This is a genomic window from Lentzea aerocolonigenes (assembly GCF_000974445.1).
GTDB classification, from domain to species: domain Bacteria; phylum Actinomycetota; class Actinomycetes; order Mycobacteriales; family Pseudonocardiaceae; genus Lentzea; species Lentzea aerocolonigenes.
Genome location: NZ_BBOJ01000001.1, coordinates 78,248 through 105,121, shown reverse-complemented (window position 1 = coordinate 105,121; position 26,874 = coordinate 78,248). Strand labels below are relative to the sequence as shown.

Genomic DNA, 26,874 nt, shown 5'->3' with positions numbered 1-26,874 from the left:
CGAAATACGGGGCAAAGGCTGCCGGTTGCGGCACTAGTAGATTGTCGCGGCTAACTCTTGGGGTAGAGGTGGCGCAGTTTGACGCGTGCGTCGTCGGTGGTGAACTGCCAGCGGACCTTGCGCTGCTCGGTGTTGATGGCGTGTTGCCAGGCGGCGAGTTCGGTGTTGAGGGTGTCGAGGTCGCTGATGCGGCGGTCGAGGCATTGCCGTGATAGCGCGGACAGTTCAATCTCGGCGATGTTGAGCCAGGACCCGTGTTTGGGCGTGTGGTGGATCTCCAGGCGCTGGGCGAGGGCGAACGCCTCGTCTGGCGCGAAGGCCTCGTAGAGAGAGGCGATGGCGTGGGTGTTGAGGTTGTCCATGACCAGCACCACGGTCTCGGCGTCGGGATAGTCCACGGTCAGGAGTTGTTTGACCTGCGCGGCCCAGTCGAGCATGGTGCGCTGGGGCAGGGCATGCACGCGGCGCCAGCCGCGCAGGGGCTCGGCGAACACGAAGATCGAGCAGGTGCCGCACCGGACGTATTCACTGTCCTGCCGGGCATCGCGGCCCGGCCGGGCCGGGAGTGGCTCGCGGACCTCGCCGAGGAACTGGAAGGGTTTCTCGTCCATGCACACGACCGGCCGGGCCGGGTCATAGCACCGGGCGTAGACGGCGAGCACGTCCTCCATGCGGGCGGCGAACTCCGCGTTCGCCCGCGGCGGGATGTTCCAGCACTTCCTCAGGTGAGGACGCAGTTCCGTTTTTTCAAAACCCGGCCGATGGTCGAGTGGTCCAGGTTCGGGATGTCCTCGGTGAGCTGGACGTGTTTCTCCAGCAGCCGCAACGACCACCGCGCATGCCCGGCCGGCGGCTGCGAGCATGCCAGGGCGATCAGCCGCGCCTCCACCTCGCCGGTCACCGGCGACGGCACCGGCGGAAGATCCCGCTTCCTACGCCCGATCGTGGCCAGCACATCACCACCGGTCTCGGCGAATCGCTTGGCGACCAGTCGCAGCATCTCGCCCGAGACCTCGAGCCGGTCCGCGATCACTTCCTTCGGATCCGGTTCGCCCACCGAGGTGTCCAGCGCCAGCAGCACCCGCGCCCGCCTGATCGCCGACGCCGAATGCACACCCGTTGTCGTCAGCCGGATCAACTCCTCACGATCCCGCGCGGACAACGTCACCGGCCGTTTCAGCTGGGAGGCCATGACAACAGCCTCCCAGCCGCAGGCGCCATAACTAAGCAGCGACACGCTACTAGCGCTTCGACACGTTGTGCCCGGAGAGCTCGACCACCGGCTGCGCACCGCCGAGGTCGGCCGCCCGGTACTCGGCCCGGATCGTCTCGGTCTCACCGGGGAACAGCGTGATGTAGTTGTCGGTCCAGTCGACCGGCAGCACCTCCGCGCCGCCCTGGCCCTTGCGCAGCGACGCCCGCAGGAAGAACGCCACGCTCGTGCCGGTGTTCTTGATCGTCACGTGCGTGGCCTGCCTGCCGTTCGTTCCCGGCGTCGTCGTGCTGGACACCGAGACCTGGCCGGCCTTCAGGCTGCTGAGCGACTTCAGGTCCGTGTACTGGGCCTGCGGCGTGTAGTACCAGTCACCGCCGTTGTAGTTCAGCGTGTCGGCCTTGGTCGACAGCCAGTACACGTTGCGGTCGACGACCTTGCCGCTCGCGTCCTTCAGCAGCAGCCGCACGAAGTACGCCGTCGACAGCCCGGACGGCTGCGGCAGGGTGCCGACCCGCACGGAACCGTTGGCCTTGGCCGGGACCGCACGCGTCTCGTTGGCCTTCTGCGTGCCGTCGGAGTTGAAGACGGTCACCTGGAGGCTGAGGCCGTCCTGCGCCTGCAGACCCATGTTCACGACGGCCAGCGACTTGTCGTCGTAGGAGTACTGCGCGTGCAGGGCCTTGTTGCCGGTCTTGGCACCGAAGTATGAACCCGCGGTCGCGAGGTTGTAGTTGTAGAGGTGCCAGAACAGCTTGGGCCACGGGTCGTTCTGCATCCAGTAGATGACGCCCTGCGCCTGGTTCGCGCCGGTGTCGGAGAAGTCCCTGCCGAACGCCTCGAACTGCGCGCGGTTCGTCTCGTACTGCTGGAGCTGCGCCTTCTTGATGAAGTCGTCCACGTTCGACGGCTTGCCGTAGCGGTTGTCGAGCGCCGTGCCCCAGAAGCCGATCTTGCTGAAGTTGCCGGACGGCGACAGGTGGTACTGCGTGGCGTTGTAGTCCGTCAGCTTGTTGATCTCGGCGTCGCTGAGGAACTTCTTCAGCTCGTCCCGTTCGGGGATCGCGAGGCCGGGGCCGATCTCCGACGCGAAGCCCGCGCTGCCGCCCTTCTGGTTGTTGTACCAATAAACCGGCGGCTCCCACCAGTACGGACCGTCCATCTTCATGCCGGAGTCACCGAGCTGCGGGGAGCTGCGGCGGGCGGCGGCGTTGACGATCGGCGTCTGCCAGTCTGCGCGCTTCAACGCGTCCAGGTAGATCGTCTCGACGGCGGCGACCGGTGCCTCGTCCGAGCCGATCAGGAACGTGAACACGCTGGGGTGGTTGCGGATCCGCTTGGCCTCGCCCTCGGCGGACGCGCCCGCGACCCTCTTGTCCTCCGCGGAGAACCCGCTGGTGTTCTGCCACTTCGAGCAGCACTCCCAGCCGGTCATGATCAGGATGCCCATGCGGTCGGCCAGGTCGTAGATCTCGTCGTTCTCCGGCTTGCCCTCGAGCCGGATCGTGTTGAGACCCATGGACTTCGTCAGCATCATCTCGTCGGCGATCTTCTGCACGTTCGTGCGCAGGAAGAGGTCCGACGCCCAGCCGCCACCCCGGATCAGGATCGGCTTGCCGTTGATCTGGTACTGGATGTTGCCGCTGATCATCTTCGAGGTGACCTCGCGGATGCCGAACGTCGTCTTCTGCTCGTCCGACTTCGCGCCGCTCACCGTCGCGGTCGCCGTCGCGTCGTACAACGGCTGCGCGCCCATCTGGAACGGCCACCAGACCTGCGGGTTGCTGACGTTCAGCGGGAACGTGACGGTCTTGGTCTCGTTCGCGGCGAGGCTAACGTTCTGGCTGTAGTTCTGGCCGGCCGCGCTGCCGGCGACCGTCGCGGTCACCGCGCTGCCGGTGTTGTTGCGCGCGTCGACCTTCACGGTGACAGTGGCGCTGGTCAGGTTCGGCAGCGGCAGGTCGGAGAGCACGTGCAGGCCGCGCAACGAGACCGGGCCGCTCTGCACGAGGTCGACGTCGCGGAACAGGCCCTGGTTGCGGTCGGGCGGGAGCTGGGACCAGTCGATGAAGTGGATCACCAGGTCCTTGGCGGGATCGGACGGCGACGCCTTGATCGCGAGCGCGTTGTCGCCCTTGCGCAGCAGGCCGGTGACGTTGAACTCGTGCGTCGGGTAGGCCCCGACGACCGTGTCGGTGCCGGCGACCTTCTTGCCGTTCAACCAGATCTCGCCGCGGGAGATGACACCGCCGTTGAGCTTGAGGAACGTGTTGACGCCCGGCTGCGGGTCAGCCTGGAAGACCTTGCGGTACCACCACGGCACCTGGAAGTCGGCTTTGTTGGCCTTCTTGAGGTTCTCCGAGTAGTTGACGTCGCCGTACTTGTTGTTGGCGATCAGACCGGCCATCACCGTCGACCGCGCGGGCACGGTCAGCCACCCGGAGTCCGAATAGGCCGGTCCGGAGATCACGTCACCGGCCTGGCCGGCGGTCTTGCTGGTCTGCATCCGCCAGTCGGGGATGGTGGAGGTGGTTCCGGGGCTCGCGGCCACCTTGAGCGCCGCTCCCGTGCCGGGCACGGGCCCCGCGTTGGCTGAGGTGCCTGGCACGAGCACGGCCAGGCCCACCGCGGCCACGACCAGTGTCGGCAGTGGTCGGTTGCGCAGCATGTCGCTCCTCGACGCATCGGGGCGGCGGCGCTTCGGGGTATCGTAAAGAAGGTTTCCTGTTTGTTGGGTCACCGGCAATGCGCCTTACGGGTGACACGAGCCACACCGTTCGCCACACTCCGTGCGCGGTGATCCGATACGTTGGCCGTCATGCGTCGACTTGCCGTCCCGTTCCTGCTGGCAGCGGTCCTGACCGGGTGTTCTTCGGCCGAACAGGGCTCACCCTCCGCAGGGGACAAGACAGGTGCCGCGCCGACGACCGGAAGTTCGGCCGGGACCACCCCGGTGAACAGGCCCAAGGCCGTCGATCTGAAGGCTCTCGACCCGTGCACGCTGATCACGCCCGAGGTGAAGACGGCCCTCGGCGTCCGGGTGGTTGGACCGCGGGACCCGCTCCCGGACTACGGCGAGGGCAGCAAGACCTGCACCGCCAACTTCGAAGACCGCACGTACGTCTCTTCGATCTACACGCTGGTCAACGGCGGTGTGGATCGGCTCAAGAGGACGGTCGGTGAGGCAGAACTCACCCCGCTGCAGGTTGCCGGGTATCCGGCCTATGTCAACAAGGTCCCGAAGGCAGGGCTCGGCCCTGGTTGTGACGTCTACATCGATGCGACCGACGGGCAGTTGTTGCTGGTCGGCGCCACTGGTGACAGCAAGTCCACGGTGGACGCGACGTGTGAGCAGGCGAAGAAGGTCGCGAACGCCGTCGGCCCCGTGCTGGCGACCAAATGACGAGTTGAGTAGAACTACGCGCCTTGTACCGGGAACCGGTCCCCCGCGTAATGCATCAGAGCTAAAGTCGTCCCAAATGCACACGCGGCCCGCGTTCCCCGGGGGCCGTACTGAGGAGGGTGTGCCGTGTATCTCGCGGATGGTGGTGGGGGTGGCTCGTCCACGCCCACGGAGTTCGGTCAGCGCAAGCTGAAGGTGGACCCGTCTGCCATTCCAGAGGCCAGGAAGGCGTTCGAGCACGCGCTCGACGAGTTCGACTTCAAGATCAGAGATGCGGTGCGCGAGCTTCCCACGAAGCCGTGGGCGGGCGACCCGATCTCCAGCGAGACGTCGAAGGCCTTCAACGACCAGACGTCCGACAAGGCGATCGCCGCGCTGAACTTCTACCGGGCGCAGCTCGTGGGCGTGATCGACCAGCTGAAGATGATCGAAGAGCAGTACCGCCAGGTCGAGGGCGACAACACGGCCATGTGGGGCAAGCACCTGCGGGACCGGGACTGAGAGGAGGCCTGACCGATGACTGACCACCGCTTCCAGGGGTACGGACACCCCGAGCTGTACAAGATGATCAACTCAGGCCCCGGCGTCTCCGCCTCCATCCCGGTGGAGCAGGGCTGGAAGAGGATCAAGGAAACGCTCGCCCAGATCGACGACGACCTGCACGCCGCGCTGACCAAGATGGGCGCGGGCTGGGAGTCCGACGCCGCGGACGCCGCGAATGCCGCGTTGTCGCCGCTCGCGCAGTGGGCCGGGTACGCCGAGCAGGGCTCGGGCACGATGGAGAGCTCCGCGCGCCTGCAGGGCGAGTTCATCGCCGACGCGCGCAAGAAGATGCCCGAGGTCGTCCAGGTCACGACGGAGAAGCCGGGCATTCTGGACATGACCGTCGGCGCGCTGACCGGTCCGGTCGGCATGGCGCACGTCGTGGGCCAGCAGGTCGACCACGAGCGGCAGGAAGCCGCCGCGGACAACGCCGCCGCCCAGGCCGTCAAGGTCATGGAGGACTACCAGTCGGACAGCCGCTGGAACTCCTCGACGCTCGGTGACTTCCCGCAGCCGCCACAGGTCGTGATCGACACGCCGCCTCCTGGCGACACCGGTACCGGCAGCACGCGGGCCGGCTACACGTCGACCGGCGTGTACTCGCCGTCCGGCAACACCGGCACGACGAACCCGTCGTGGACCCAGCCCCCGTCGACGCCGCCGCCCGTCTCGCAGACGTGGACGCCGCCCGGCAACGACGGCACCACGCACACGTCGTGGACCCAGCCTCCGTCGACGCCGCCGCCGGTGCACACGCCGACGCCGACGCCGCCCACCAACCTGCCGCACCCGACGCCCACGCCGACGCCTGGCGGACCGGTGTTCACCCGGCCGAACACGGGCGTGCCCGGTGGTGGCCGCGGTGGTCAGCTCGGTGGCGTCAAGGGTGGTCAGCTCGGTGGTGGCAAGGCGTTCGGCCCGATGTCGGGCTCGCTCGGCTCGTCCGGCCAGGGCACCTCGATGAAGCCCGGCGGCATGCCCGGCATGGGCTCCGGCCCCGAGGGCATGCGCGGCGGTGCCATGGGCTCCGGTGCGGGTGCCGCGGGCAAGGGCGGTGCCGCGGGCGCCGGTGCCGGTGGCGCGCACGGTCAGAAGGGTGAAGGCGAGGAGGACCTCGAGCACAAGGCGGCCGACTACCTGGTCGAGACCGACGACGTGTTCGGTGACGAGCGCCTGGTCGCGCCGCCGGTCATCGGCGGCTTCTCGGAGTGAGCCTGTTCGGCGGTCCGGCGGAGAGGGAGCCGATCACTCTCTCCGCCGAGGAGTTCGACGTGGTGTGGGAACGCATGAACGTCGGCCCCATGCCGCTCGTTCTCAAGGTTCCCTCACCCGGTAAGACGCGGGACGAGCGGATCATGCTCGAGAACCGCGTCTACCAGCAGCTGGACCACCGCCGCCTGGGCAACTCGCGCGGGCTTTCGTCCGAACTGGACGGACTGCTGCGCATGTTCGTCAAGCCGGAGCGGGAGGCGGACGGCCGCCTCTGGCTCGGGCACAGCCTGCGCGTGCTCGCCGTCGCGAACGGCGACTGGGGCGCGCTGGCGACGTTGCGGGACGACCAGCTGACGTTCCAGCCGTGGGCGGGCTCCGGGCTCGCCTCGGCCGTGCTGTCCGTCCTGCCCGCGCATCCGGCGGGAACCGGTCTCTCGGTGACGCTGCCCAGCGCCGACATCGAGAAGGCGATCGCGCAGACCGACGGTTCGCCGAAGTCGATGGAGGCCGCGTTCCGGGGCATCGGCCTGCGCGAGGACGACGCGAAGGCGCTGGTCAAGATGTTCACCGGGCTCGTGCACACCGGGAACTTCGGTGCCGCCGCGCGCGACAAGTACGGCAAGCGCTGCCGTCCCGAGCGCGTGGTCGCGTTCTTCGACACCGAGGAAGGCCGCTACCTGCAGCAACGCCGTTCGTCGAACGGGCAGCCGCCGTGGAGCACGTTCACGCCGACCGACGCCCGCCGGATGATGCACCAGGTAGACGACCTGATCTCCGAAGCGGTTCGTTCCGCGAACGGGTAGATGTCTGGTTTGATCTGACCACCGCCGCCGTGGCCAAGACCCCTTGGAGACGGCGAAATGAACATCGACAGACGGCGATTCCTGCTGGCTACAGGGGTTGCGCTGGTCGGCACGTCAGCGATGACGGGGACTGCCTCGGCAGCGTCCTCCGCCTCGCTGTGGCAGGAGTTCGTGGCGAACCCCTACAACCACCCGCAGATTCCGAACGTCGCGTACGCCGGCTACCGGACCGGTGAGCGTCCCGGTCGCCGGCCCGTTCTGGCGAACGTGCTCTTCTTCGGTGCGCGCGGGGACGGCTCGGCCGACGCGTCCGCCGCGATCAACAAGGCCGTCGAGTTCGTCGGCAAGCTCGGTGGTGGCACCGTCTTCGTGCCGCCGGGCCGCTACCGGATCGACGACATCATCCGCATCGGCTACGACAACGTCGTGCTGCGCGGGGCGGGCAGCGCGAAGACGACCTTCTACGCGACCCGGTCGCTGGAGGAGATCGTCGGCATCAACCGCAGCCGGTACGGCTCGGAGAACTCGGCGTGGAGCTGGTCCGGCGGGCTGGTGTGGGTGTGCCACCGCGACCGCTACCGGCCGCTGGTCGACGCGATCAAGGCGCACAAGTGGCCGTTCGAGGGCTGGACCGGAAACGAGCTGGAGGCCGGTGAGACGCTGACGGCGGTTTCCGGTGCTGCGGCACGAGGTTCGTTCGTCGTGACCGTCGAGAACGGACGGAGCCTGCGAGCCGGTCAGCGCGTGCTGCTGCGGCTGGACGACGACCACTACTCGCTGCCGAAGCACATGTGCGGTGACGTTCCCGGTACGGCGACGTACAGGTGGGACGACAAGGACAAGCTCCTGTCGTACTTCCCGTTCCTGTGGCCGGTGCGCGTGGAGTGGGTGCGCGGCAACAGGGTGAAGCTCGCGCAGCCGTTGCCGCTGGAGATCCGCCCGGAGTGGAAGCCGCGCCTGACCACGATGGCGCCGGTCGTCACCGGTGCGGGCGTCGAGGGCATCAAGATCGAGATGTTCAAGGTGCCGACCCCGAAGCACCTGCAGGACAAGGGCTACAACGGTCTCGCGTTCCAGTGCGCCTGGGACTGCTGGGCCGACGACGTGCACGTCCAGGACGTCGACAACGGCTTCCTGCTGGTGTCCGCCAAGGGGATCTCGCTGCTGAACACGCGGGTCTCCGGCCGTGGGCACCACCACGCGTACGCCACGCGCGAGCAGTCCCACGACAACCTGACCGACGGCTTCGTGATCGAGGCGCCGTCCGAGCCGTCCCAGGCGGGTGCGGGCAACCACGGCCTGAACGTCGAAGGCCTGTCGTGCGGCAACGTCTGGACGCGCGGCCGCATGGACCACGACGTCTTCGACACCCACCGCGGTCTGCCGTTCGGCAACGTCCGCACCGAGATCACCATCAACAACGTCGGTGCGCACGGCGGCAGCGCGAACGCGGGTCCGTTGTACGGAGCCCGGTTCGCGCACTGGAACGTCACGGTGGTGAACCAGCGCGCCGGCAACGTCCGCATCGACCAGGTGGCGCCGTGCAGCGCCACGGTCGCGATCTCCGAGGTCCGCGACTTCGGCCAGATCGACAAACCGGACTTCACCGGAGAGCTGAACTCCAGGTTGGAGCTGTACGGCACCACGGACGTGACTCCACGGAACCTCTATGACGCACAACGGAAGTTGCGGCGCTCATGAGGTGGCGATCCGCACCTGCTCCTTGAGGTGCACGCAGAGACCCGTGCCCGGTCGGTCGGGGAGGTTCGCCTGCCGGCGTTCGTCCACGATCGACCAGGACGGGTCCGCGAGCTTGAGCTCGACACCCCACGCGAGATCGTCCCTGACGAACTGCGGCACCTCGCCCCACGACGACGCGGTGACGACCACGTGCTGCGCGTCCGGGCGGCCTGCCAGCGGGCCGTCCTGGAGGTGGAAACCGTTGGTGGAGCCGAAGGTCCTGGTGATCGACTCGGTCAGCGTGCGCATCGCCGTGGTGCGGCCGGAGCCCGGTTTGCCGACGATCGCGCCGTGTCCTCCCCGCGAGAAGTCGGCCCAGAACACGTCGACCCGGTGCTCGAACGGGACGTCCCGCATGCCGATGGGCATCGCGCGCTCGTGTGTGCCGAGCTGGTCGAGCGTGAGCGCGGACCACTCGTGCAACGGCGGTGGCAGGAGCTGGTCGTGCAGCGGCTCGACCTTCTGCATCGCACGCGGCAGTGATCGCACGACCTCGTCGAGGTCCGCTGGGAGCGTGAAGGTCTCCGCGGACTTGCTGATGCGCCGCGTCCACCCTTCGCCGGTGAGCTCGAAGCGGTACCCGATGTAGCTCTTCAGCTCGTCGACCTGGGTCGAGTCCGACAGCAGGAGGTGCTGGCCGTAGCTGCGTCCCAGCCGTCCGAAGCTCATCAGCACCTTGAGGAACTCCGGGTGCTCGTCGACCAGCCCGCGCACGCCGTCGACGCAGACGAGGACTTCCGGCAGCGGGTCGAGCGGCGCGCCGTTGTAGCGCGCTCTGCGGTAGTCCCAGGTCGTTTTGTGGTGCCCTGGGGTGAGCATCCGGGTTCGCCGTTCCTGCTCGCCCTGCAACGCTTCGAGGACGCGGTCGGCGATCATCGGACTCATGCCGCGGTAGTGCCCGTAGACGTGTGGTGCGTTGTCGATCCCGGCGAACACACCCGTGCCGTGGAAGTCGATGAGAATCAGCTGGAGGTCGTCCGGTGAGTGCCACAGCGTCTGGCTGAGCAGCATCGCGCGGAGGAGCTCCTGGCGGCGGTCCGCCGGTGCGATCACCTCGCCGTGCGGTCCCATTCCGTCCTGCAGGCTGCTGGTCTTGACGTCGATCTCGATCGGCTGCGCGTGCTCGTCGGTGCCCAGGGCGACGCGGTACTGCTCGCGGAGCGGGCGCATCCGCCAGGAGCGCTGCCGGTCGAACTCGCCGGAAACCCATTGCAGCGCGAAGAAGCCGGGCACGGGTTCGACCTTGTGCATCAGTGGTGGCAGCGACCTGGCCATGTCGTCGAGGTCCGCGGGCACGGTGCACTCGGGCACCTGGTGCGGTGCGATGTCGTACGGTCGGTCGAGCAGCAGCTGCATGCCGGACTTGCCGACGTCCTGGGCGATGGCCGCCAGGGTGGTGGCGAGGCCCGGGATCTCGTCGAGGCCCGTGACGCAGATGAGGAGCTGCGGGAGCACCTGGTCGAAGCCGCGGTGGTGGAAGATCGTCCAGGTGTTGCCGACCAGTTCGAGACGGCGTTCCGACTCGGCCGCCAGCCATTCCGCGATCTGTCCGGGATCGCTTGCCGCGCCTCGATGATGCGCCTGCATGTGGGGTGCCGCGTCGAGTCCGGCGAACGTGTCGGAGTCGTGCGCGTCGATGAACACCGCCTGGAACAGCTTCGGCGAGTGTGTGGTCATCAGGCCGAGCAGCAGGCTGCGGAACGTTTCCCGTGTGGTGGCGTGAAGATGACGTCCTGTGCGGTACTGCCCGTCCGGGAGGTGCGTGAGCTCGACGACCGTGCCGGCACCGATCGGAACCCGGTCCCACTCGCCCTTCCAGGCTTCGGCCTTGGTGAAGGTGCTCAGGCCGTGCATCGCCAGGAAGTCCAGTCGTACCAACGATCGCAGCCGCTCCGGCACGTCGTCCGGTGTGCCGGCGGTGATGACGACCTCGACGCCGCGTGCCGTGGCGGCGATCCACCTCACCGACTCGGCGAGGCCGGGATCGCTTGCCGCGCAAAGCTTCCAGTCGTCGACGAGCAGCGTCGCGCCGGGTTCCGCGCCGCGTTCGAACCACGCCAGCAGGTTCTGGCAGCGGCGGTGGTCCTCGGGGTCGAACGAGCGGTTGACCGGGGTCGACGGAGTGCCTCGGCCGATGCGGTAGATCTGCCGGCTCACGGGAGAGCGATCTGGACGGCGGCCTTGTCGCGCACGGACAGCCCGATGCCCGGCAGGATCGGCACCTGCGCCGCGCTGCGGGGGTTGACCAGCGACGTGTTCGGGTCGTCCAGGCGCAGCTCGATGCCGAACGCCAGGCTGTCCCTGATGAACGGCGGAACCTGGTCCCACGTGCGGGCGGTGACGACGATGTGCCGTTGCGGGTCAAGAGGTTCGCCGGGTCCGTCGAGCAGCTGGTAGGCGCTCAGGTCGCCGAGGACGGTGGCGAGCGTGCGCAGCGTCGTGGACTTGCCGGTGCCGGGCGCGCCTACGATGGCGCCGTGCCGCAGTTCCGTCGTGAAAGCCGGGACGAGGACGTCCCTGCGGTGTTCGTAGGGCTTGTCGACCACGCCGAGCGCGCCCGGCGGCAGCATGTCGAGCGTCAACGGCTTTCCGTCGTGGCCGAGCGGCGGAAGCATGATCTCGTGGGCGGTGCCGGCGCCCGGCGCGTGCGGCAGCAGCTCCAGCATCTCGACCAGGTCGTAGGTCGGGTTGGCGAGCGGCCACTCCGGTAGCTCGTAAGGGGTTTCCGGTACGCCGCCGGAGTACAGGACGTGCAGGCCCAGCGTCCGGCCGGCACGCATCATCATCACCATGTGCTCGTGGAACAACGGTTCCCGGTCGAACACGGCCGCTGCGCCGTCGACGCAGATCAGCAGGTCGGCGATCGGGTCGAGCGGGGCGCCGTCGCGCACGGCCTCGCGGTAGTCGGCGAGGTTCCTGAAGTTGCCGGCCTTGTGCAGGATTTCCTGGCGCCGGCCGAGCTCACCCGCCAGCGCGTCCAGCAACCGCAGGACCGTCGCGTCGTCCGCGTCGGGCGTCAGCGTGTACGCGACCTGCGACGCGAAGCTCAGCGGTTCGAAGATCCCGCTGCCGGTGCCGTCGACGAAGAGGAACTGCAGGTGCTCGGCCGAGTGCGTGGCCATCAGCCCGAGCAGCGCGCTCAGCAGCTGGTCCGCGCTGCCGCCGTGCACGGCACCACCGATCTCGAGCTGGAGGTGGACCGGCCAGCCGCGGTCGTCGACCCCGGCGGTCGTCCGGAAGTCGTCGCGCTGCCACATGTCGCTGAGATCGGCCTGGATCCCGTGCAGCGCGAGGAAGTCCGTCGGCTCGCCGTGCAGGTGCCGCCGCAACCGTCCGGGCAGATCCGCCCACTTCCGTGCCGTGACGACGACCTGCACGCCCCGCGCGGGCCCGAACGCCGCGACCCACTCGACGGTCCTGTCGAGCCCGGGGTCCTGCTCGGAGCACAACGCCCAGTCGTCCACCAGCAGCACGGCCCCGGACGGCGCACCCCGCTCGAACCAGTCGAGCAGACTCCGGCACCCAGGCTGGTCGGCGGGATCGAACGTCGCCGAGACGGGCAACGGGTCCGCACCCCGCCCGATCCGGTAGACGGCCATGTCCGGCGCGGCCGCGAGTGCCGCCGTCAACCGCTCCCTGGTCGCCTGCCCGGGACCGACGACGGCGAAGTTCCTGATCACGCGCCCACATATACCAACAGCCCGGGGACCGCCGCTGCCGCTTCGCTAATGTGGGCGACGTGCCAGCCAAAGCCGTCGACCCAGCCGAGATGCGAGCCGCCGTGCAGGCCGTGCTCCCGTGGCTGCGAGGCGAAGCTGACCAGCCAGAACGCCCGGTGCTGGCCGCCGCGGTCCGCCTGAGCCTGCGCACCCTGGAAACCCTCGCCCCCGGCCGCAGCGTCGAGGTGCGCGTCCCCCCGTTCGCCGCGGTGCAGTGCGTCGAGGGCCCGCGCCACACCCGAGGAACACCCCCGAACGTGGTGGAGACCGACCCGCGCACGTGGCTGGAACTGGCGACCGGCGACCTGGCGTGGACCGACGCCCTGGACGGTGCTCGGGTCACCGCGTCGGGGACCCGAGCCGACCTCTCCCACCTGCTGCCGGTGGTGCGTTTCTAGAACCAGGACCCGATCTTCTTCACCACGCCGCCGACACCCTCGACGGCGTCCCGGCCCAGCTCACCGACGTTGCCCAGCGTGTCGACGACGACGTCGGCGGCATCGCTCGCCACCTCGCCCGCGGTGCCCACCGCGTGGCGTCCGGCGTCTCCCCAGTTGCCCCGGGAGATGTCGTCGACGACCTGGCCGCCACCGCGCCAGACGTCCTCGCCCATGTCGACGACCTCCTTGCCGGTGTTGACACCCCAGTCGATGACCGGGCCCACACCGGGCAGGTTCGAGCCAGGTACCTCGACCGGCGTCGGCGAGTCCTGCCACCGCTGCTCGGTGACGTCACCGCCGTGCCCGGTCGCGATCTTGGCGAGGTTGCCCAACGACTCGGAACCCTTGTCGTAGTAGGCGGAGTGCGCGTGCCCGACCCAGGACTCGCCGGAGGTGCCGAACTGCTTCGCGCCGAACGAGGCGTCGTACGGCCCGGTCGACGACCCGTCCTTGGTGAACCAGTCGCCACTCGTGCCCTGGATGACCGGGTCGTGCTCGGTGCCACCGACGTACACGTGCCCAGCGCCCGGACCGAGCTGGTTCACGTTGGACGCGCCGACACCGGGAGAGCCGACGAATGCGATGTCGTCGGCCTTCAGACCGTTGTCCATCGCCGAGTAACCGACGACCGTGCTGCCGTAGCTGTGCCCGATGACGGTGACGTGCGCGTTGGGGTTGACCGCGCGGTAGTTCTCGACGTCCTTCGCGAGGATCCTGCCGCCCTCGATGGCCTGTGCCGGGTCGTTGACCTGTCCCAGCGCGGCAGCGGGCGCGTCGTACCCGAGCCACTGGATCGCGGCCCCGTCCGGCCCCATCGCGTTGCTGAGGTTGGCGGCCTGCTCCATGCTGAAGCCGCTTTCGAGGCTCGAAGTAGTTCCCGGCACGCAGACGGCGAGGTTCTTGGCGGTGTCCGGGTTGCCGAACGCCACCGCCATCGTGCCTTCCTTGCCACCGGGGCCGTCGGGGCTGTAGGCGAGGACGTAGGCCTGCTTGCCGTTCTTCTCGACCTGGTCGCCCGCCATGATCAACGACTTGTTCGCCATTTCCGCGTTGTGCGCGCGGCGGGCTGCTTCGTCGTACTTGGCCATCAGTTGCGACCCTTGCGGGTCGTTGCGCAGTGCTCGTTGGCCATCTGACGAGTTCGGATCAACGCCCAGTTCACGAGCACGTTCCGCGAGTTGCTGCTGCAGAGCGGTTTTCTGGCTGTTGAACCGGTCGATGTCATCCGTGACGCGTGCGCGGTTCGCTTTGTCGAGCACTTCGGCCGGCAAGCCGGGAAGCTGGCCGAGCTCCTGGAACTTGGTGTCCAGCAACGCCTTCTGCTGGTCCGCACTGAGCGATTTCCACCAGGCAGCGACCGTTTTCGGGTCGGTACCGGGTGGCGGCACCGGCGGCAGTGCCCCGCCTGCGCCTGCCCGTTGAGCGGCACGGTCCCAGCCGCAGTCCGTGCGAGCGGACTCCTCGAAACCAGGTGGAATCTTGGTGAGGGCACCGGCGTAGGACCGCAGCACGTTGTCGTAGCCCGACTTCACCTTGTTCAGGGAGTCGTTGACCTGGTTGGCGAGTGTGCGGGTCTGCTCTTCGTCGAGACCCGGTGGACGGCTGCGCCACACGTTGATCGCCTGGTCCGCGGCACCGCGCATCTGACCGTAAGCCCGCGACGCGGCCTGGACGATGTCCACACCTGCACCGAGTCGTTCGACAGCTGCCTTCGCGGCGGTCGCGGACAGCTCGGCACGAGCGGTGAACTTCGTGGCCGTGTCGCCGACCCAGTTGCTCACCGCGGTCTTGCCACCCTTTGCCACGGACTCGCCGGCCCGGCCGACCGCGCTGATCGCACCCGTGATCGGGTCAGCGGCTGCGGCGATGCGGCCGACGTCGCCGGACGCGAGCTTGCCGTACAGGCTCTCCGGATCCGTGTAGCTCACTTGCCGCCCCCAAGTCCCTGGACGAGCTTCTTCAGCGCGGCCGCGTGATCGTCGTCGGTGCGCTGGTAGGAGTCGGCGTTCGACACGAGACCTTCGGCGGCGTCGGTGATCCATGCGGAACCGCGCCGGAGGTCCTGGGAGTGCGTGCCGACGAACTTCGCGAGGGCGTCCGCGAACTCCGCAGCCGCGTCGACCTCTCCCAGCGCACCGGCGTCGAGCTTGAGCATCGAGATCATCTCCGCCGCCTCGCGCACCGCGTCGGAGCCGTTGACGAACTCCTTGGACGCGTTGCGCAGCAGTTCGGGCTCAACGCCGAACATCGCCACCCCCTGGTTGGTCTCTGATCCATGCGACGCAGAAGCATCATGGTCGGTTCCCCACTCACGCGTGGCGCGTTTGGGGCACGATGACGCGCATGGTGCAGACAGGGTGGACGGCTCAGCGGTGGACCGCTGTGTTCATCGAGCAGGCAGAGATGTTCCGGAAGGCGGTCGCGGACGCGGACCCGACTGCCGACGTGCCGACGCGTCCGGGATGGACCGTGCAGGACCTCGTCGTGCACCTGGCGCGCTTCCTGGAGACCTCGACCGCCTACCTGCGCACCGGTAGCCGCAACCCGATGAAGCCGCCGGCACCGAGGGGCGGGCTGTCGCCGCTCGACTACCTCGACCTGCAGCTGGCTGAGGCCGGAGAGGTCCTCGCGGCCGTGTCAGGAAATCGCCCGGTGTGGACGTTCTCCCCGGCAGCACCCGACCTCGCCTGGGTGTGGCACCGCCGAATCGCTCACGAGACGGTGCTGCGCCGCTTCGACGCGCAGACGGTCGTCCGCCAGGTCGTGGCCACGGACACCGACCTGTGCGTCGACGGCATCGACGAGGTGCTGACCACGATCGTCGCGGCCAAGCTCGACGGCGACTCGCCCAGCGAGGTGTCCGGTACGGCCGTGGTGCGGCCGACCGACGTGCCCGAGTCCTGGCTGATCTCCCTCACCGCGGGCGAGGTGCCGCAGACCCGTGCTGCCGCGCCCGGCGAGGAAGGTGACGCGCAGGTGACCGGTGATGCCGAGCTCGTCTACTTCTGGCTCTGGAACCGGATGAACCTCAAGGAGATGACCGGCGACCAGCGCCTGCTGGACGTCCTGAAGGTCGGACGGGGGCATTGATGCGCAAGCTCGCTGTGGTCGCAGCCACCTGTTTGGTGCTCGCCGGATGTGCTGCCTCATGGGAGGGGCAGGAGGTCCGCTACCGGATCGACTCTCTGGATACCAGCAGCCCGACAGAGTTCTTCCGCCTTGAGCTGGTGGGTGACGCGCCGAAGGGTGCGCTGGACCCGCAGGACTTGGCCCGCAAGCCCGTGCAACCAAAGGCGGTGAGTGGTGGCGCTGCTGTCGGCGACGAGGTGCTGTGCCTGGTCGAGCAGAAGAAGGGCAGCGCAATCGAAGATTCGAACGTCGTGACCTTCGTGAAGAGCTGCAAGAAGGCTTGATGCGCAAGATCATCGTGGCGCTGGCCGGCTGTCTCGTGCTGAGTGGTTGTGGTGCGGCCGAGTGGCGCGAGAAGGTCCGGTTCAAGGTCGACAAGATCTACGAGGTCGCGCCGAAGTACGACCGCAAGTACGCGACGCTGCGGCTCGAGCTGGTCGGAGAGGTGCCGGACGACGCCCTGGAGCCGGACACGGTGAGCCCACAGGTCGTGGACCGCTTCGAGATCAGGGGTGAGGTCGTCGTCGGTGACGAGGTCGTCTGCGCGGCTGAGCAGAAGACCAGCGGCTACGCCGATGCCGATGTGATCAGGACCGACCTGTTGTCGTGTGAGAAGGCTTGATGCGCAAGATCGTTCTTGTTCTGGTGGGCTGTCTCGCGCTCGCCGGCTGTTCCGGCACCTGGGAGGCGGAGATCCGCCTGAAGGTGGCCAAGATCGACGAAGACGATGCCGTCCCCACCTACCTCCCGCCCCGCGCGCGGGTCTGGCTGGACCGGGTCGGAGAGTTGCAGGAGAGCGCGTACGACCGTGACAACTTCACCGGCACGGTCGTGGAGCCCGCCGAGATCGACGGTGAGGTCGCGGTCGGCGACGAGGTGACCTGCCTCGCAAAACAGCGTTCGATCGGCATCCTTCAGACCAACTCGATCCAGACCGAGCTGTTTCAGTGCCGGAAGGCATGAGTTTGGTCACCCCACCAGGGGTTCGGAGGGGGTGGTTGGCCCCCTGCTCCACTTACACTCGGGGTGCAGCCAGCCCCACTCGTGAGGGAGCCACTCGGTGGTCGCCGACCATTCCCAGCCCGAACAGGAACCCCGTGAGGAGTGCGGCGTCTTCGGCGTCTGGGCTCCCGGTGAAGACGTCTCGAAGCTGACCTACTACGGGCTCTACGCCCTGCAGCACCGCGGCCAGGAGGCGGCGGGCATCTCTGTCGGGGACGGGGCGCAGGTCGTCGTCTTCAAGGACCTCGGGCTCGTCAGCCAGGTGTTCGACGAGCAGGTCCTGCAGAGCTTGAAGGGCCACGTGGCCGTCGGGCACTGCCGTTACTCCACCACCGGGTCCACGACCTGGGAGAACGCGCAGCCCACGTTCCGCACCACGGCGGCCGGCAGTGGCCTGAGCCTCGGTCACAACGGCAACCTGGTGAACACCGCCGAGCTGCTGGAGAAGGCCAAGGCGCTCGGCATCGTCGAGCGCAACGGTGCGACGACCGACTCGGACATCCTCTGCGGTCTGCTCGCTCACGCGGCGGCCGACAAGGGCATCGAGCAGGCCGCGCTGGAGCTCCTCCCGACGGTCAAGGGTGCGTACTGCCTGACGTTCTCCGACGAGAGCACTCTCTACGCGGCGCGTGATCCGCACGGGGTCAGGCCGCTCGTGCTGGGCCGCCTCGAACGGGGCTGGGTCGTGGCGAGTGAGACCGCCGCGCTGGACATCGTGGGTGCGAGCTTCGTGCGCGAGGTCGAGCCCGGTGAGCTCATCGCGATCGACGAGGACGGGCTCCGCAGCAGCAGGTTCGCGACGCCCGAGCCCAAGGGCTGCATCTTCGAGTACGTCTACCTGGCGCGTCCGGACACGACGATCTCCGGGCGCGGCGTCCACGCCACGCGCGTCGAGATCGGGCGCCGGCTCGCCAAGGAGCACCCGGTCGAGGCCGACCTGGTCATCCCGGTGCCCGAGTCCGGTACGCCGGCCGCGATCGGGTACGCGCAGGCCAGCGGCATCCCGTACGGGTCGGGTCTGGTCAAGAACGCCTATGTCGGACGGACGTTCATCCAGCCGTCGCAGACCATCCGCCAGCTGGGCATCCGGCTGAAGCTGAACCCGCTGCGGGACGTCATCCGCGGCAAGCGGCTCGTGGTGGTGGACGACTCCATCGTGCGCGGGAACACCCAGCGCGCGCTCGTCCGCATGCTGCGCGAGGCCGGCGCGCTGGAGGTCCACGTGCGGATCGCGTCGCCGCCCGTCAAGTGGCCGTGCTTCTACGGCATCGACTTCGCCTCGCGGGCCGAGCTGATCGCGAACGGCCTGGACGACGACGGCATCCGGCGGTCGGTCGGTGCCGACTCGCTCGGGTACGTGTCGCTCGAGCAGCTCGTCGCGGCCACCGAGCAGCCCAAGACGCGGCTGTGCGCGGCCTGCTTCGACGGCGAGTACCCCATCGAACTGCCGCAGGACGCGCTCATCGGCAAGCACCTGCTCGAAGGCCTCAAGGGCGTGTCGGGCTCGGCCGCTCCCGTGCTGGCCAACAGCTATGGTGCCGAAGACGCCCTGCGTCGTCCCTGAGCACCCGAGATCCAAGTGGAAGAAGTTGACGTGACCGACAGCGCCAAGGCCACCTACGCCTCCGCCGGAGTCAGTATCGCCGCAGGTGACGAGGCGGTGGAGAAGCTCAAGCCGTGGGCGGCCAAGGCGCACCGGCCCGAGGTGCTCGGCGGGATCGGTGGGTTCGCCGGCCTGTTCCAGCTCAAGCTCGACCGCTGGAAGGAGCCGATCCTCGCCTCCTCCACGGACGGCGTCGGCACCAAGATCGCGGTCGCGCAGGCGCTCGACAAGCACGACACCGTCGGCATCGACCTCGTCGCCATGATCGTGGACGACCTGGTCGTCTGCGGTGCCGAGCCGCTGTTCGTGCAGGACTACATCGCGGTCGGCAAGGTCGTTCCCGACCGGATCGCGGCGCTGGTCAAGGGCATCGCCGAGGGCTGTGTCCAGGCCGGTTGCGCGCTGCTCGGCGGCGAGACGGCCGAGCACCCCGGCCTGATGGGCGACGACGACTACGACATCTCCGGCACCGGCGTCGGCGTGGTCGAGCACTCCAAGCTGCTCGGCCCGGAGCGGGTCCGCGACGGCGACGTCGTGATCGCGATGGGCTCGTCCGGCCTGCACTCCAACGGCTACTCGCTCGCCAGGCACGTGCTCCTGGAGATCGCGCGCATGCCGCTCGAGGGCCACGTCGAGGAGTTCGGCCGCACCCTCGGCGAGGAGATGCTGGAGCCGACCAAGATCTACGCCAAGGACTGCCTCGCGCTGATCGCCGAGACGGAGGTCCGCGGGTTCTCGCACGTCACCGGTGGCGGCCTGGCCGCGAACCTGGCCCGCGTCCTGCCGGAGGGCCTGCACGCCAAGCTCGACCGCGGCACGTGGACGCCCGCGCCGGTCTTCCAGCTCATCGCCCAGCGCGGTCGCGTGGAGCGCGAGGAGATGGAGAAGGCGTTCAACATGGGCGTCGGCATGGTCGCCGTCGTCGCGCCGGAGGACGTCGACCGCGCCCTGGCCGTGCTCACCGCCCGCCACGTCCCGGCGTGGGTGCTCGGCGAGGTCACCAGGTCCGAGGAGGGCGGCGCCGCACTCGTCGGCGACCACCCGCGTTTCTGAGGCAACCTCCTGACCCGGTCGCCGCGTACTAAGCGGCGACCGAGGAGGGGCACTTGGACCGCGACCGCGAGTTCGGGGAGTACGTCGACGCACGCGCTCTCGTCATGCGCCGCACGGCGTTCCTGCTGTGCGGCGACTGGCATCGCGCCGAGGACATCGTCCAAACGGCGCTGATCAAGCTCTACGGGGCCTGGTCGCGCGTCCGCAGGGACAGCGTGGACGCCTACGCGCGCAAGGTGCTCGTGCGCACCGCCATCGACGACGGCCGCCGCGGCTTCTTCCAGCGCGAACGGACCGTCGACGCCGTGCCCGAGAGCCCTGTCGCCGACCACTCGTCCGACCTCGACCTCAAGCTGGCGCTGGACGCGTTGCCACCGGGGCAACGCGCGGTCGTCGTGCTGCGGTACTGGGAGGACCTGAGCATCACCGAGACCGCCCGCATCCTCGGCAGGACGGAGGGCACGGTGAAGAGTCAGGCGGCCAAGGGCCTCGCCGCGTTGCGCGACCTGCTGGTGGACGAGCCGGAGTCGCGGATCCACACGTCCGAGGTGATCCGGAAGGGCAAGTCGAGGCTGGCCCGCAGGCGCACGGCGATCGCGACGGCGATGGCGTTCGTGCTGCTGGTGGGACTGGGCACGGCCGGCTACCTGGCGCTGCCGCGGCCGACGGCGACCAGCACGGAAAGGTACGTGCTGGATCCCGTGGTCCAGCGCAACGCGCAGCTCACCGAGTTGTTCAAGAAGTCCTACCAGCTGCCTGCGGGCGTGACCGCCGAGGACGTCCCCGAGATCAACGCCAAGGCGTTCGTGTTCTTCACCCGCACCAACACCAACACCCCCGACAACCTGCGGCGGGCGGTGGCCAGGCTGCGGGACGCGCAGGGCGTCGGCGGCATCACGATCGCGATCGGACCCGCCCCCGCGGGTTTCACCACCAGCTGCGGCGAGACCCCGGACTGCCAGACCCTGGAACGCAACGGCATCAAGATCGGTATCAGCCAGGCCATGTTCCCCGGCAGGCCTGACCTGAAGAGGATGTACGTCACCGCCCTCTACCCCGACAACACCGTCGTCACGATCACCACCGACAACATGGCGGCCTTCTACGACGGCACGTGGGGCGAACCCGGCTACAGCAGGACGCCGACGCGGCCGAACCTCGTGCTCGACAGCGAGGAGCTGATAAAGATCGCGACAATTCCGGGGCTCGCCTCGTAACCTTGGGGGCATGAACGACGTGACCGTGACTCGGACGCTGGTGATACCGGCGTCTGAGTTGCGCGAACGTTTTTCCAGGTCAGGTGGGCCGGGCGGGCAGGGAGTGAACACGGCGGACAGTCGCGTGGAGCTCTCGTTCGACCTGGCTGCCTCGCCGTCGATCCCCGAGCACCTCAAGCGCCGCATGCTCGACCGCCTGGAGAACAGGCTGGTCGACGGAGTGCTCACGATCGCGGCCTCGGAGCACCGCGCGCAGCTGCAGAACCGTGCCGCCGCACGGGAACGGCTCGCCGCGATCCTCAGGAGCGCCGCCGCGCCACCGCCTCCGATGCGCAAGCCGACCAAGCCCACGAAGGGCTCGAAGGAACGCCGCATCGCCGGCAAGAAGCGCCGCGCCGAGACCAAGCGCGGCCGTTCAGGCTCCTGGGACTAGCGCGTAGATCCGTTCCGGGCGACCGGTTCCGCCGTACCGCAACCGCACCTCGGCCCGTCCGATGGCCACGAAGTGCTCCAGGTACCGCCGCGCACTCACCCGCGCGACACCGGTCGACGACGCGCACTCCGAAGCCGAGAGGCCGTCCGGATGCGACCGCAGCGCGCCTTCCACGAGCCGTGCGGTCTCCGGCGTCAACCCCTTGGGCAGCAACGGTTTTGACGACGGACGTGCCCCGAACACCTGGTCCACGTCCGCCTGCCCCGCCGAGTCCAGGCGGTGCAGCTTCTCCCGCAACGACGCGAAGTGCGCGAGCTGGTCGCGCAGTGCGGAGTAGTCGAACGGCTTGATCAGGTAGTGCAGCACGCCACCGCGCATCGCACTGCGCACGGTGTCCACGTCGGTCGCGGCCGTGATCACGATGACATCCACGTCCTCGTTGGCGCGCAACGACTTCAGCACTTCGAGCCCGCTCTGGTCGGGCAGGTAGATGTCGAGCAGCACGAGGTCCGGCTTGAGCGACGCCACCAGCCGCAACGCGTCGCCGCCGGTGTGCGCGACCCCGACGACCTCGAACCCCTCGGTGCGCGCGACGTAACCGCTGTGCACCTTGGCCACCATGAAGTCGTCGTCGACGACCAGCACGCGGATCACCAGGGCAGCCTTGCGGTGAAGACCGAGCCCGACACGCTCACCGAACCTCCGCGCCGCAGACAGGCCCGTCTGATCAACGCCAGCCCGAGGCCGCGTTCGCCGTGCGATGCCGCCTTGGTCGTGAACCCGTGCCGGAACACCTCTTCCGCGAGTTCCGGTGCCACACCGGGACCGGAGTCGCGCACCACGACCTGGACCTCGTCGTCCAACTGCATCACACCCACCTCGATCCACTTGCCTGCCCCGTTCGACGGGCTGAGCGAGCTCAGCGCGTCCAACGCGTTGTCGACGAGATTGCCCAGCACCATCACCAGATCCGCCGACAACGCTTCGTCGACGCGTCCGAGCACGCTGTCCGGCCCCATCCGCAGGGCCGTGCCGCGTTCGGCCGCGAGCGACGCCTTCGCGATCAGCAGCGCGGCCACGGCGGGGTCGCCGATCGACGAGCTGACCTCGGCCCGCCACTGGTCCTGCGCCGAGCTGATCTGGTGAATGTAGTTGGTGACCTCGTCGTACTCCTTGAGCGCGATCAGCCCGGCGATCGTGTGCAGCCGGTTCGCGAACTCGTGCGCCTGGGCTCGCAACGTGTCCGTGGCGTGCTGCGACGCGTCGAGTTCGTGTTGCAGCGCCAGGAGTTCCGTGCGGTCCCGCAACGTCACGACCGCACCCTCGCCGCCCGCGATCGGCATCCGGTTCAACGTCAGCACGACCCCCTGGCGCAGCACCAGCTGGTCGACGCCGGTCGCGCGGCCGGTCAGCACGTCGCGCAGGCGGTCGTTGAGCTCGAGCTCCTCGACCGAGCGGCCGACCGCGTCCTCCGGCAACGCCAGCAGGTCGCGCGCGTGGTCGTTGACCAGCGTGATCCGGTTCTGCCCGTCGAGGCCGACGACACCCTCGCGGATGCCGTGCAGCAACGCCTCGCGGTTCTCGACCAGCGCGGTGATCTCGTGCGGCTCCAGCCCGAGCGTCTGGTTCTTCACGCGGCGGGCCAGCAGCAACGACCCGGTGACGCCGATGAGCAGCGCGATCGCCAGGTAGCGCAGCAGGTCGACGGGCTGCTGCAGCACACCGGCGAAGACCCCCTGGTCCTGCGCGCCCGCGATCACCATGCCGTTCACGCGACGACTGACCGGGTCGAACACCGGCACGTGCGCCTCGATCGAGTCGCCGACCGTCCCCGTCCACGACCTGCCCTCGAGCGCGGTGGTCCTGGTGTCCAGAGTGGACCCGATCTGGTCGGGGACCGGCGAGGCGATCACGAGCCGCTTGTCGTTGAGGATCAGCACGTAGGAGGCCCCGGACAGGCTGCGGGCCGTCTCGGCGGGCGCGGCGAGCAGTCGCCAGTTGCCCATCTGCTCCTGGACCAGCGAGTTCGCGGCCACCGTCTCGGCGACCGACAGCATCCGGCGTTCCTCGTTGGAGCGAAAGTTGCTGCCCGTCTGGACGACAGTCAGCGCGCCCACCGCGCACAGTAGCAAGGTGACCACTACGAGTTGCCATGCGAGAAGCTGGCTGGCCAGGGAACGTCTGCGGCGCATTTGACCTCCCGTGACCAGAAAGACCGAAAGAAACCTTAGAAGCGCAAGAGCGACATCAAGGTTTACACCAGAGCAACATGTCGAACCACGCGGATGAGAGGCGGGGATCACAGTGTCGGTGAAGGTGTGGGTGGCGGTGGCGACGGCGTTGCTCGCCGTCCTGCTGGTGCCACCGCTGCTGACGCCGGGTGCGGACAGCGGCGAGACCAGCCAGGTGCGGTCGTTGCGCGTGCTCGTGCCGAACCAGCCGGGCGGCGGGTACGACATCACGGCGCGCACGGCGGCGAAGGCCATGGAAGACGCCGACCTGCTGCGCAACGCCGAGGTGTTCAACCTCCCCGGCGCGGGCGGCACGGTCGGACTCGGGCGCACGGTCGGCGAGCGCGGCAACGGCAAGCTGATCATGTCGATGGGCCTGGGCGTCGTCGGCGCGGTGTACACGAACAAGTCACCGAACTCGCTGCTCGACACGACCCCGATCGCGAAGCTGATCGAGGAACCGGACATCGTCGTGGTCGCGAAGGACTCGCCGTACACGTCGATGCAACAACTCGTGGACGCGTGGAAGGCCAATCCCGGCACCGTGACCGTCGGCGGCGGTTCGGCACCGGGCGGGCCCGACCACCTGGCGCCGATGCTGATCGCGAAGGCCGTGGGCCTGCCGCCCAAGACGGTCAACTACATCCCGTTCGACGGCGGTGGCGAGCTGCTGGCGAGCGTGCTGGGCGGCAAGGTCGCGTTCGGCGTCTCCGGCGTCGGCGAGTACCGCGACCAGATCCAGGCCGGCACGTTGCGGGTGCTCGCGGTGACGAGCAAGAACCGCATCCAGGGCATCGACGCGCCGACGCTCAAGGAGTCCGGTGTGGACGTCGAGTTCACCAACTGGCGCGGGATCGTCGCGCCACCCGGCATCGCGCAGAACGACCGCGACAAGCTGGTCGACGTGTTCGCGCGGCTCCACAAGACGTCGCAGTGGGCGGAAGCGTTGCAGCGCAACGGCTGGACGGACGCCTTCGCACCGGGAGACGAGTTCAAGACCTTCCTGGAAAACGAGAACAAGCGGGTGGCAACGGTGCTCAAGGACTTGGGGCTGGCATGACAGCGACGAAAGCGTGGTTGCGGGAACGCTCTGAGCTGGGCATCTGCGCCCTGCTGGTCGTGCTCGGCGTGCTGGTGCTGACCGACGCCGTGCGCATCCCCACGGACTTCGCGCAGCGCGGCCCGGTCGGTCCGAAGGCGGTGCCGATCCTGGTCGGGTCGCTGCTGCTGGTCGTCGCCGTGATGCTCGCCCGCGACGTGCTGCGCGGCGGCCGCGGTGAGGCCGAGGGCGGCGAGGACGTCGACCTGTCCGAACCGGCCGACTGGCGCACGGTTCTCCTGCTGTGCGGTGCTTTCCTCGCGAACGCCGCGCTGATCGGCGTCGTCGGGTTCCCGATCTCCGGCGCGATCCTGTTCTGGGGCGCGGCCTACGCGCTCGGCAGCAGGGCGTACGTCCGCGATCCGCTGATCGCGGCGGGCCTGTCGATCCTCACGTTCGCGGTGTTCAACAACCTGCTCGGCGTCCCGCTCCCCGGTGGCCCGTTGATGGAGGTGTTCTAGGTGGGACAACTGCTCGACGGCTTCGCGACCGCGCTGACGCCGACACATCTGCTGTTCGCCGCGATCGGCGTGCTGCTCGGCACCGCGATCGGCGTCCTGCCGGGCATCGGCCCGGCGATGGCGGTGGCACTGCTGCTGCCCGTCACCTACGGCATGGAGCCGACCGGCGCGTTCATCATGTTCGCGGGCATCTACTACGGCGGCATGTTCGGTGGCTCGACGACGTCGATCCTGCTGAACACACCGGGCGAGAGCGCTGCTGTGGTCACCGCGTTCGAAGGCAATCCCATGGCCCGCAAGGGACGTGGTGCGCAAGCGCTTGCCGCCGCCGCCATCGGCCACTTCACCGGCGGCATCATCGGCACGATGCTGATCGTGCTGCTGGCGCCGTTCGTGGCCAAGCACGCCGTCGACATCGGTGCGCCGGACCTGTTCGCGATCATGGTGCTGGCGTTCATCGCCGTGACGTCGGTGCTGGGCTCGTCGCGAGTGCGCGGCGTGGCGTCGTTGCTCATCGGCCTGACGATCGGGCTGGTCGGCCTCGACGAGATGACCGGCCAGCAGCGCCTCACGTTCGGCTCGTTGCACCTGGCCGACGGCATCGACGTCATCGTCGTCGCGGTGGCGCTGTTCGCGGTCGGTGAGGCCCTGTGGGTCGCGGCTCACCTGCGCCGCAAGCCTTTCGTGCCGATTCCCGTCGGCCGTCCGTGGCTGTCGAAGGCCGACCTGAAGCGCACCTGGAAGCCGTGGCTGCGGGGGCCGGCGATCGGCTTCCCGTTCGGCGCGATCCCGGCTGGTGGCGCGGAGATCCCGACGTTCCTGTCGTACGTGACGGAGAAGCGGCTCTCCAAGCACAAGGACGAGTTCGGCAAGGGCGCGATCGAGGGCGTCGCGGGCCCCGAGTCCACGGCGTCCGCGTCCGCCGCGGGCACCCTGGTCACGATGCTGACGCTGGGCCTGCCGACGACGGCGACCGCGGCCGTCATGCTCGCGGCGTTCCAGACGTACGGCATCCAGCCCGGTCCGCTGCTGTTCCAGCGCGAGGCCGGCCTGGTGTGGGCGTTGATCGCGTCGCTGTTCATCGGCCTGACGCTGCTGCTGGTGCTGAACCTGCCGCTGGCGCCGTTGTGGGCGAAGCTGCTGCGGATCCCGCGGCCGTACCTCTACGCGGGCATCCTGTTCTTCGCCTCGGTCGGTGCGTACGCGGTGAACGCGGACATCTTCGACCTGCTGCTGATGTTCGTGATCGGTGTGCTGGGCTTCGCGATGCGCCGCTACGGCCTCCCGGTGCTGCCCGCGATCATCGGCGTGATCCTCGGCCCGGCCGCGGAACAGCAGATGCGCCGTTCGCTGCAGCTCTCCGACGGCTCGCTGACCGGCCTGGTCAACAGCCCGATGGCGGTCGTCGTGTACGTGATCGTGCTGCTGATCGTGTTCTTCCCGCTGATCCGCCGCCTCCTCCCGAGCCCAACCCCTCCTGCCGCTCCCACTCCCGAGCGCGAGAAAGTAGACGCCTGACTGGTGCACGCGGGGACCTTTCGTTCACTCCTGGTGCACGAAAGGTCCCCGCGTG

26 protein-coding genes are annotated in these 26,874 nt (G+C 68.6%); 17 read left to right on the top strand and 9 right to left on the bottom strand.

Features of this window, described 5'->3' with window-relative positions; genetic code table 11:
• Positions 1-50: 50 nt before the first annotated feature.
• The 3 genes from AOM45_RS52250 to AOM45_RS00510 are packed head-to-tail and all read right to left on the bottom strand — an operon-like array spanning position 51 to position 3,881.
• Complete coding sequence (locus tag AOM45_RS52250; protein ID WP_236703086.1) at positions 51-833, bottom strand: IS630 family transposase; 783 nt, start codon at positions 831-833, stop codon at positions 51-53.
• Positions 722-1,192 carry a helix-turn-helix domain-containing protein gene (locus tag AOM45_RS52245; protein WP_201779870.1) on the bottom strand — a complete coding sequence of 157 codons (471 nt, stop codon included), beginning with the start codon at positions 1,190-1,192 and terminating at the stop codon, positions 722-724. The genes AOM45_RS52250 and AOM45_RS52245 overlap by 112 nt, the downstream gene beginning before the upstream one ends.
• 49 nt (positions 1,193-1,241) lie before the next feature.
• Positions 1,242-3,881, bottom strand: a complete 2,640-nt coding sequence (locus AOM45_RS00510) for a glycosyl hydrolase 2 galactose-binding domain-containing protein (RefSeq protein ID WP_059362116.1) — start codon at positions 3,879-3,881, stop codon at positions 1,242-1,244.
• 150 nt (positions 3,882-4,031) lie between these two features.
• Between AOM45_RS00510 and AOM45_RS00505 the strand changes: the two genes are divergently transcribed.
• From AOM45_RS00505 to AOM45_RS00485, 5 genes are all read left to right on the top strand, one after another.
• On the top strand, positions 4,032-4,616 hold the full coding sequence (locus tag AOM45_RS00505; protein WP_081902563.1) for a DUF3558 domain-containing protein: 585 nt from the start codon (positions 4,032-4,034) through the stop codon (positions 4,614-4,616).
• A gap of 126 nt (positions 4,617-4,742) precedes the next feature.
• Entirely contained in the window at positions 4,743-5,117 is a 375-nt protein-coding gene (locus AOM45_RS00500; RefSeq protein WP_030471657.1) for a hypothetical protein, read from the top strand.
• 15 nt (positions 5,118-5,132) lie between these two features.
• Complete coding sequence (locus AOM45_RS53395; RefSeq protein WP_051784386.1) at positions 5,133-6,371, top strand: PPE domain-containing protein; 1,239 nt, start codon at positions 5,133-5,135, stop codon at positions 6,369-6,371.
• Positions 6,368-7,174, top strand: coding sequence for an ESX secretion-associated protein EspG (locus tag AOM45_RS00490; RefSeq protein WP_030471659.1), 807 nt, complete (start codon positions 6,368-6,370; stop codon positions 7,172-7,174). The genes AOM45_RS53395 and AOM45_RS00490 overlap by 4 nt, the downstream gene beginning before the upstream one ends.
• Positions 7,175-7,231: 57 nt before the next feature.
• Positions 7,232-8,875, top strand: a complete 1,644-nt coding sequence (locus AOM45_RS00485; RefSeq protein WP_030471660.1) for a glycosyl hydrolase family 28-related protein — start codon at positions 7,232-7,234, stop codon at positions 8,873-8,875.
• Here AOM45_RS00485 and AOM45_RS00480 read toward each other — a convergent pair.
• Both AOM45_RS00480 and AOM45_RS00475 read right to left on the bottom strand, forming a co-directional pair.
• The gene (locus tag AOM45_RS00480; RefSeq protein ID WP_030471661.1) at positions 8,870-11,071 is read right to left on the bottom strand and encodes an FtsK/SpoIIIE domain-containing protein; all 2,202 of its coding nucleotides are present in this window, start codon (positions 11,069-11,071) and stop codon (positions 8,870-8,872) included. The genes AOM45_RS00485 and AOM45_RS00480 overlap by 6 nt on opposite strands.
• Entirely contained in the window at positions 11,068-12,594 is a 1,527-nt protein-coding gene (locus AOM45_RS00475; protein WP_030471662.1) for a type VII secretion protein EccC, read from the bottom strand. Before AOM45_RS00475 ends, AOM45_RS00480 begins: the two co-directional genes overlap by 4 nt.
• An 89-nt stretch (positions 12,595-12,683) precedes the next feature.
• On the opposite strand from AOM45_RS00475, the gene AOM45_RS00470 reads away from it, so the two are divergent.
• Positions 12,684-13,031 (top strand): sterol carrier family protein, encoded by a 348-nt coding sequence (locus AOM45_RS00470; RefSeq protein WP_030471663.1) that lies wholly within the window; start codon positions 12,684-12,686, stop codon positions 13,029-13,031.
• On the opposite strand, the gene AOM45_RS00465 is transcribed toward AOM45_RS00470, so the two are convergent.
• Both AOM45_RS00465 and AOM45_RS00460 read right to left on the bottom strand, forming a co-directional pair.
• On the bottom strand, positions 13,028-15,001 hold the full coding sequence (locus AOM45_RS00465; protein WP_030471664.1) for an alpha/beta hydrolase: 1,974 nt from the start codon (positions 14,999-15,001) through the stop codon (positions 13,028-13,030). The two genes, AOM45_RS00470 and AOM45_RS00465, sit on opposite strands and share 4 nt — an antisense overlap.
• Complete coding sequence (locus AOM45_RS00460; RefSeq protein WP_030471665.1) at positions 14,998-15,321, bottom strand: DUF2563 family protein; 324 nt, start codon at positions 15,319-15,321, stop codon at positions 14,998-15,000. Before AOM45_RS00460 ends, AOM45_RS00465 begins: the two co-directional genes overlap by 4 nt.
• Before the next feature lie 95 nt (positions 15,322-15,416).
• On the opposite strand from AOM45_RS00460, the gene AOM45_RS00455 reads away from it, so the two are divergent.
• The 8 genes from AOM45_RS00455 (at position 15,417) to arfB (ending at position 21,510) form a co-directional block, all read left to right on the top strand.
• The gene (locus AOM45_RS00455) at positions 15,417-16,163 is read left to right on the top strand and encodes a maleylpyruvate isomerase N-terminal domain-containing protein (RefSeq protein ID WP_030471666.1); all 747 of its coding nucleotides are present in this window, start codon (positions 15,417-15,419) and stop codon (positions 16,161-16,163) included.
• The gene (locus AOM45_RS00450) at positions 16,163-16,486 is read left to right on the top strand and encodes a hypothetical protein (protein ID WP_030471667.1); all 324 of its coding nucleotides are present in this window, start codon (positions 16,163-16,165) and stop codon (positions 16,484-16,486) included. Before AOM45_RS00455 ends, AOM45_RS00450 begins: the two co-directional genes overlap by 1 nt.
• Positions 16,486-16,824 carry a hypothetical protein gene (locus tag AOM45_RS00445; protein ID WP_030471668.1) on the top strand — a complete coding sequence of 113 codons (339 nt, stop codon included), beginning with the start codon at positions 16,486-16,488 and terminating at the stop codon, positions 16,822-16,824. Before AOM45_RS00450 ends, AOM45_RS00445 begins: the two co-directional genes overlap by 1 nt.
• The gene (locus AOM45_RS00440) at positions 16,824-17,165 is read left to right on the top strand and encodes a hypothetical protein (RefSeq protein ID WP_030471669.1); all 342 of its coding nucleotides are present in this window, start codon (positions 16,824-16,826) and stop codon (positions 17,163-17,165) included. The genes AOM45_RS00445 and AOM45_RS00440 overlap by 1 nt, the downstream gene beginning before the upstream one ends.
• A 97-nt stretch (positions 17,166-17,262) precedes the next feature.
• The gene (purF, locus tag AOM45_RS00435) at positions 17,263-18,768 is read left to right on the top strand and encodes an amidophosphoribosyltransferase (protein ID WP_030471670.1); all 1,506 of its coding nucleotides are present in this window, start codon (positions 17,263-17,265) and stop codon (positions 18,766-18,768) included.
• 30 nt (positions 18,769-18,798) lie between these two features.
• Positions 18,799-19,860 carry a phosphoribosylformylglycinamidine cyclo-ligase gene (gene purM, locus AOM45_RS00430; RefSeq protein ID WP_030471671.1) on the top strand — a complete coding sequence of 354 codons (1,062 nt, stop codon included), beginning with the start codon at positions 18,799-18,801 and terminating at the stop codon, positions 19,858-19,860.
• 53 nt (positions 19,861-19,913) lie between these two features.
• Positions 19,914-21,077 (top strand): SigE family RNA polymerase sigma factor, encoded by a 1,164-nt coding sequence (locus AOM45_RS53695; RefSeq protein ID WP_156094230.1) that lies wholly within the window; start codon positions 19,914-19,916, stop codon positions 21,075-21,077.
• A 10-nt stretch (positions 21,078-21,087) separates the two neighbouring features.
• Positions 21,088-21,510, top strand: coding sequence for an alternative ribosome rescue aminoacyl-tRNA hydrolase ArfB (gene arfB, locus AOM45_RS00420; RefSeq protein WP_030471673.1), 423 nt, complete (start codon positions 21,088-21,090; stop codon positions 21,508-21,510).
• Here arfB and AOM45_RS00415 read toward each other — a convergent pair.
• Both AOM45_RS00415 and AOM45_RS00410 read right to left on the bottom strand, forming a co-directional pair.
• On the bottom strand, positions 21,493-22,164 hold the full coding sequence (locus tag AOM45_RS00415) for a response regulator (RefSeq protein ID WP_030471674.1): 672 nt from the start codon (positions 22,162-22,164) through the stop codon (positions 21,493-21,495). The genes arfB and AOM45_RS00415 overlap by 18 nt on opposite strands.
• Positions 22,161-23,702, bottom strand: a complete 1,542-nt coding sequence (locus AOM45_RS00410; protein WP_030471675.1) for a sensor histidine kinase — start codon at positions 23,700-23,702, stop codon at positions 22,161-22,163. Before AOM45_RS00410 ends, AOM45_RS00415 begins: the two co-directional genes overlap by 4 nt.
• A gap of 130 nt (positions 23,703-23,832) precedes the next feature.
• Here AOM45_RS00410 and AOM45_RS00405 point away from each other — a divergent pair, with 130 nt between their 5' ends.
• The 3 genes from AOM45_RS00405 to AOM45_RS00395 are packed head-to-tail and all read left to right on the top strand — an operon-like array spanning position 23,833 to position 26,819.
• Complete coding sequence (locus AOM45_RS00405; protein ID WP_081902570.1) at positions 23,833-24,801, top strand: Bug family tripartite tricarboxylate transporter substrate binding protein; 969 nt, start codon at positions 23,833-23,835, stop codon at positions 24,799-24,801.
• Positions 24,798-25,301, top strand: a complete 504-nt coding sequence (locus tag AOM45_RS00400) for a tripartite tricarboxylate transporter TctB family protein (protein WP_030471677.1) — start codon at positions 24,798-24,800, stop codon at positions 25,299-25,301. The genes AOM45_RS00405 and AOM45_RS00400 overlap by 4 nt, the downstream gene beginning before the upstream one ends.
• Positions 25,302-26,819 carry a tripartite tricarboxylate transporter permease gene (locus tag AOM45_RS00395; protein ID WP_030471678.1) on the top strand — a complete coding sequence of 506 codons (1,518 nt, stop codon included), beginning with the start codon at positions 25,302-25,304 and terminating at the stop codon, positions 26,817-26,819. It abuts the gene before it with no gap.
• Positions 26,820-26,874 lie beyond the last annotated feature (55 nt).

Bases quoted from the DNA above. Each gene is read 5' to 3' on its own strand.
- AOM45_RS00505 (WP_081902563.1), top strand. From the start codon at position 4,032: ATGCGTCGACTTGCCGTCCCGTTCCTGCTGGCAGCGGTCCTGACCGGG.
- AOM45_RS00460 (WP_030471665.1), bottom strand. From the start codon at position 15,321: ATGTTCGGCGTTGAGCCCGAACTGCTGCGCAACGCGTCCAAGGAGTTC.
- AOM45_RS00445 (WP_030471668.1), top strand. From the start codon at position 16,486: ATGCGCAAGATCATCGTGGCGCTGGCCGGCTGTCTCGTGCTGAGTGGT.
- AOM45_RS00450 (WP_030471667.1), top strand. From the start codon at position 16,163: ATGCGCAAGCTCGCTGTGGTCGCAGCCACCTGTTTGGTGCTCGCCGGA.
- AOM45_RS52245 (WP_201779870.1), bottom strand. From the start codon at position 1,192: ATGGCCTCCCAGCTGAAACGGCCGGTGACGTTGTCCGCGCGGGATCGT.
- AOM45_RS00470 (WP_030471663.1), top strand. From the start codon at position 12,684: ATGCGAGCCGCCGTGCAGGCCGTGCTCCCGTGGCTGCGAGGCGAAGCT.
- AOM45_RS53395 (WP_051784386.1), top strand. From the start codon at position 5,133: ATGACTGACCACCGCTTCCAGGGGTACGGACACCCCGAGCTGTACAAG.
- AOM45_RS00485 (WP_030471660.1), top strand. From the start codon at position 7,232: ATGAACATCGACAGACGGCGATTCCTGCTGGCTACAGGGGTTGCGCTG.
- AOM45_RS00410 (WP_030471675.1), bottom strand. From the start codon at position 23,702: ATGCGCCGCAGACGTTCCCTGGCCAGCCAGCTTCTCGCATGGCAACTC.
- arfB (WP_030471673.1), top strand. From the start codon at position 21,088: ATGAACGACGTGACCGTGACTCGGACGCTGGTGATACCGGCGTCTGAG.
- AOM45_RS00440 (WP_030471669.1), top strand. From the start codon at position 16,824: ATGCGCAAGATCGTTCTTGTTCTGGTGGGCTGTCTCGCGCTCGCCGGC.
- AOM45_RS00400 (WP_030471677.1), top strand. From the start codon at position 24,798: ATGACAGCGACGAAAGCGTGGTTGCGGGAACGCTCTGAGCTGGGCATC.
- AOM45_RS00510 (WP_059362116.1), bottom strand. From the start codon at position 3,881: ATGCTGCGCAACCGACCACTGCCGACACTGGTCGTGGCCGCGGTGGGC.
- AOM45_RS00455 (WP_030471666.1), top strand. From the start codon at position 15,417: ATGGTGCAGACAGGGTGGACGGCTCAGCGGTGGACCGCTGTGTTCATC.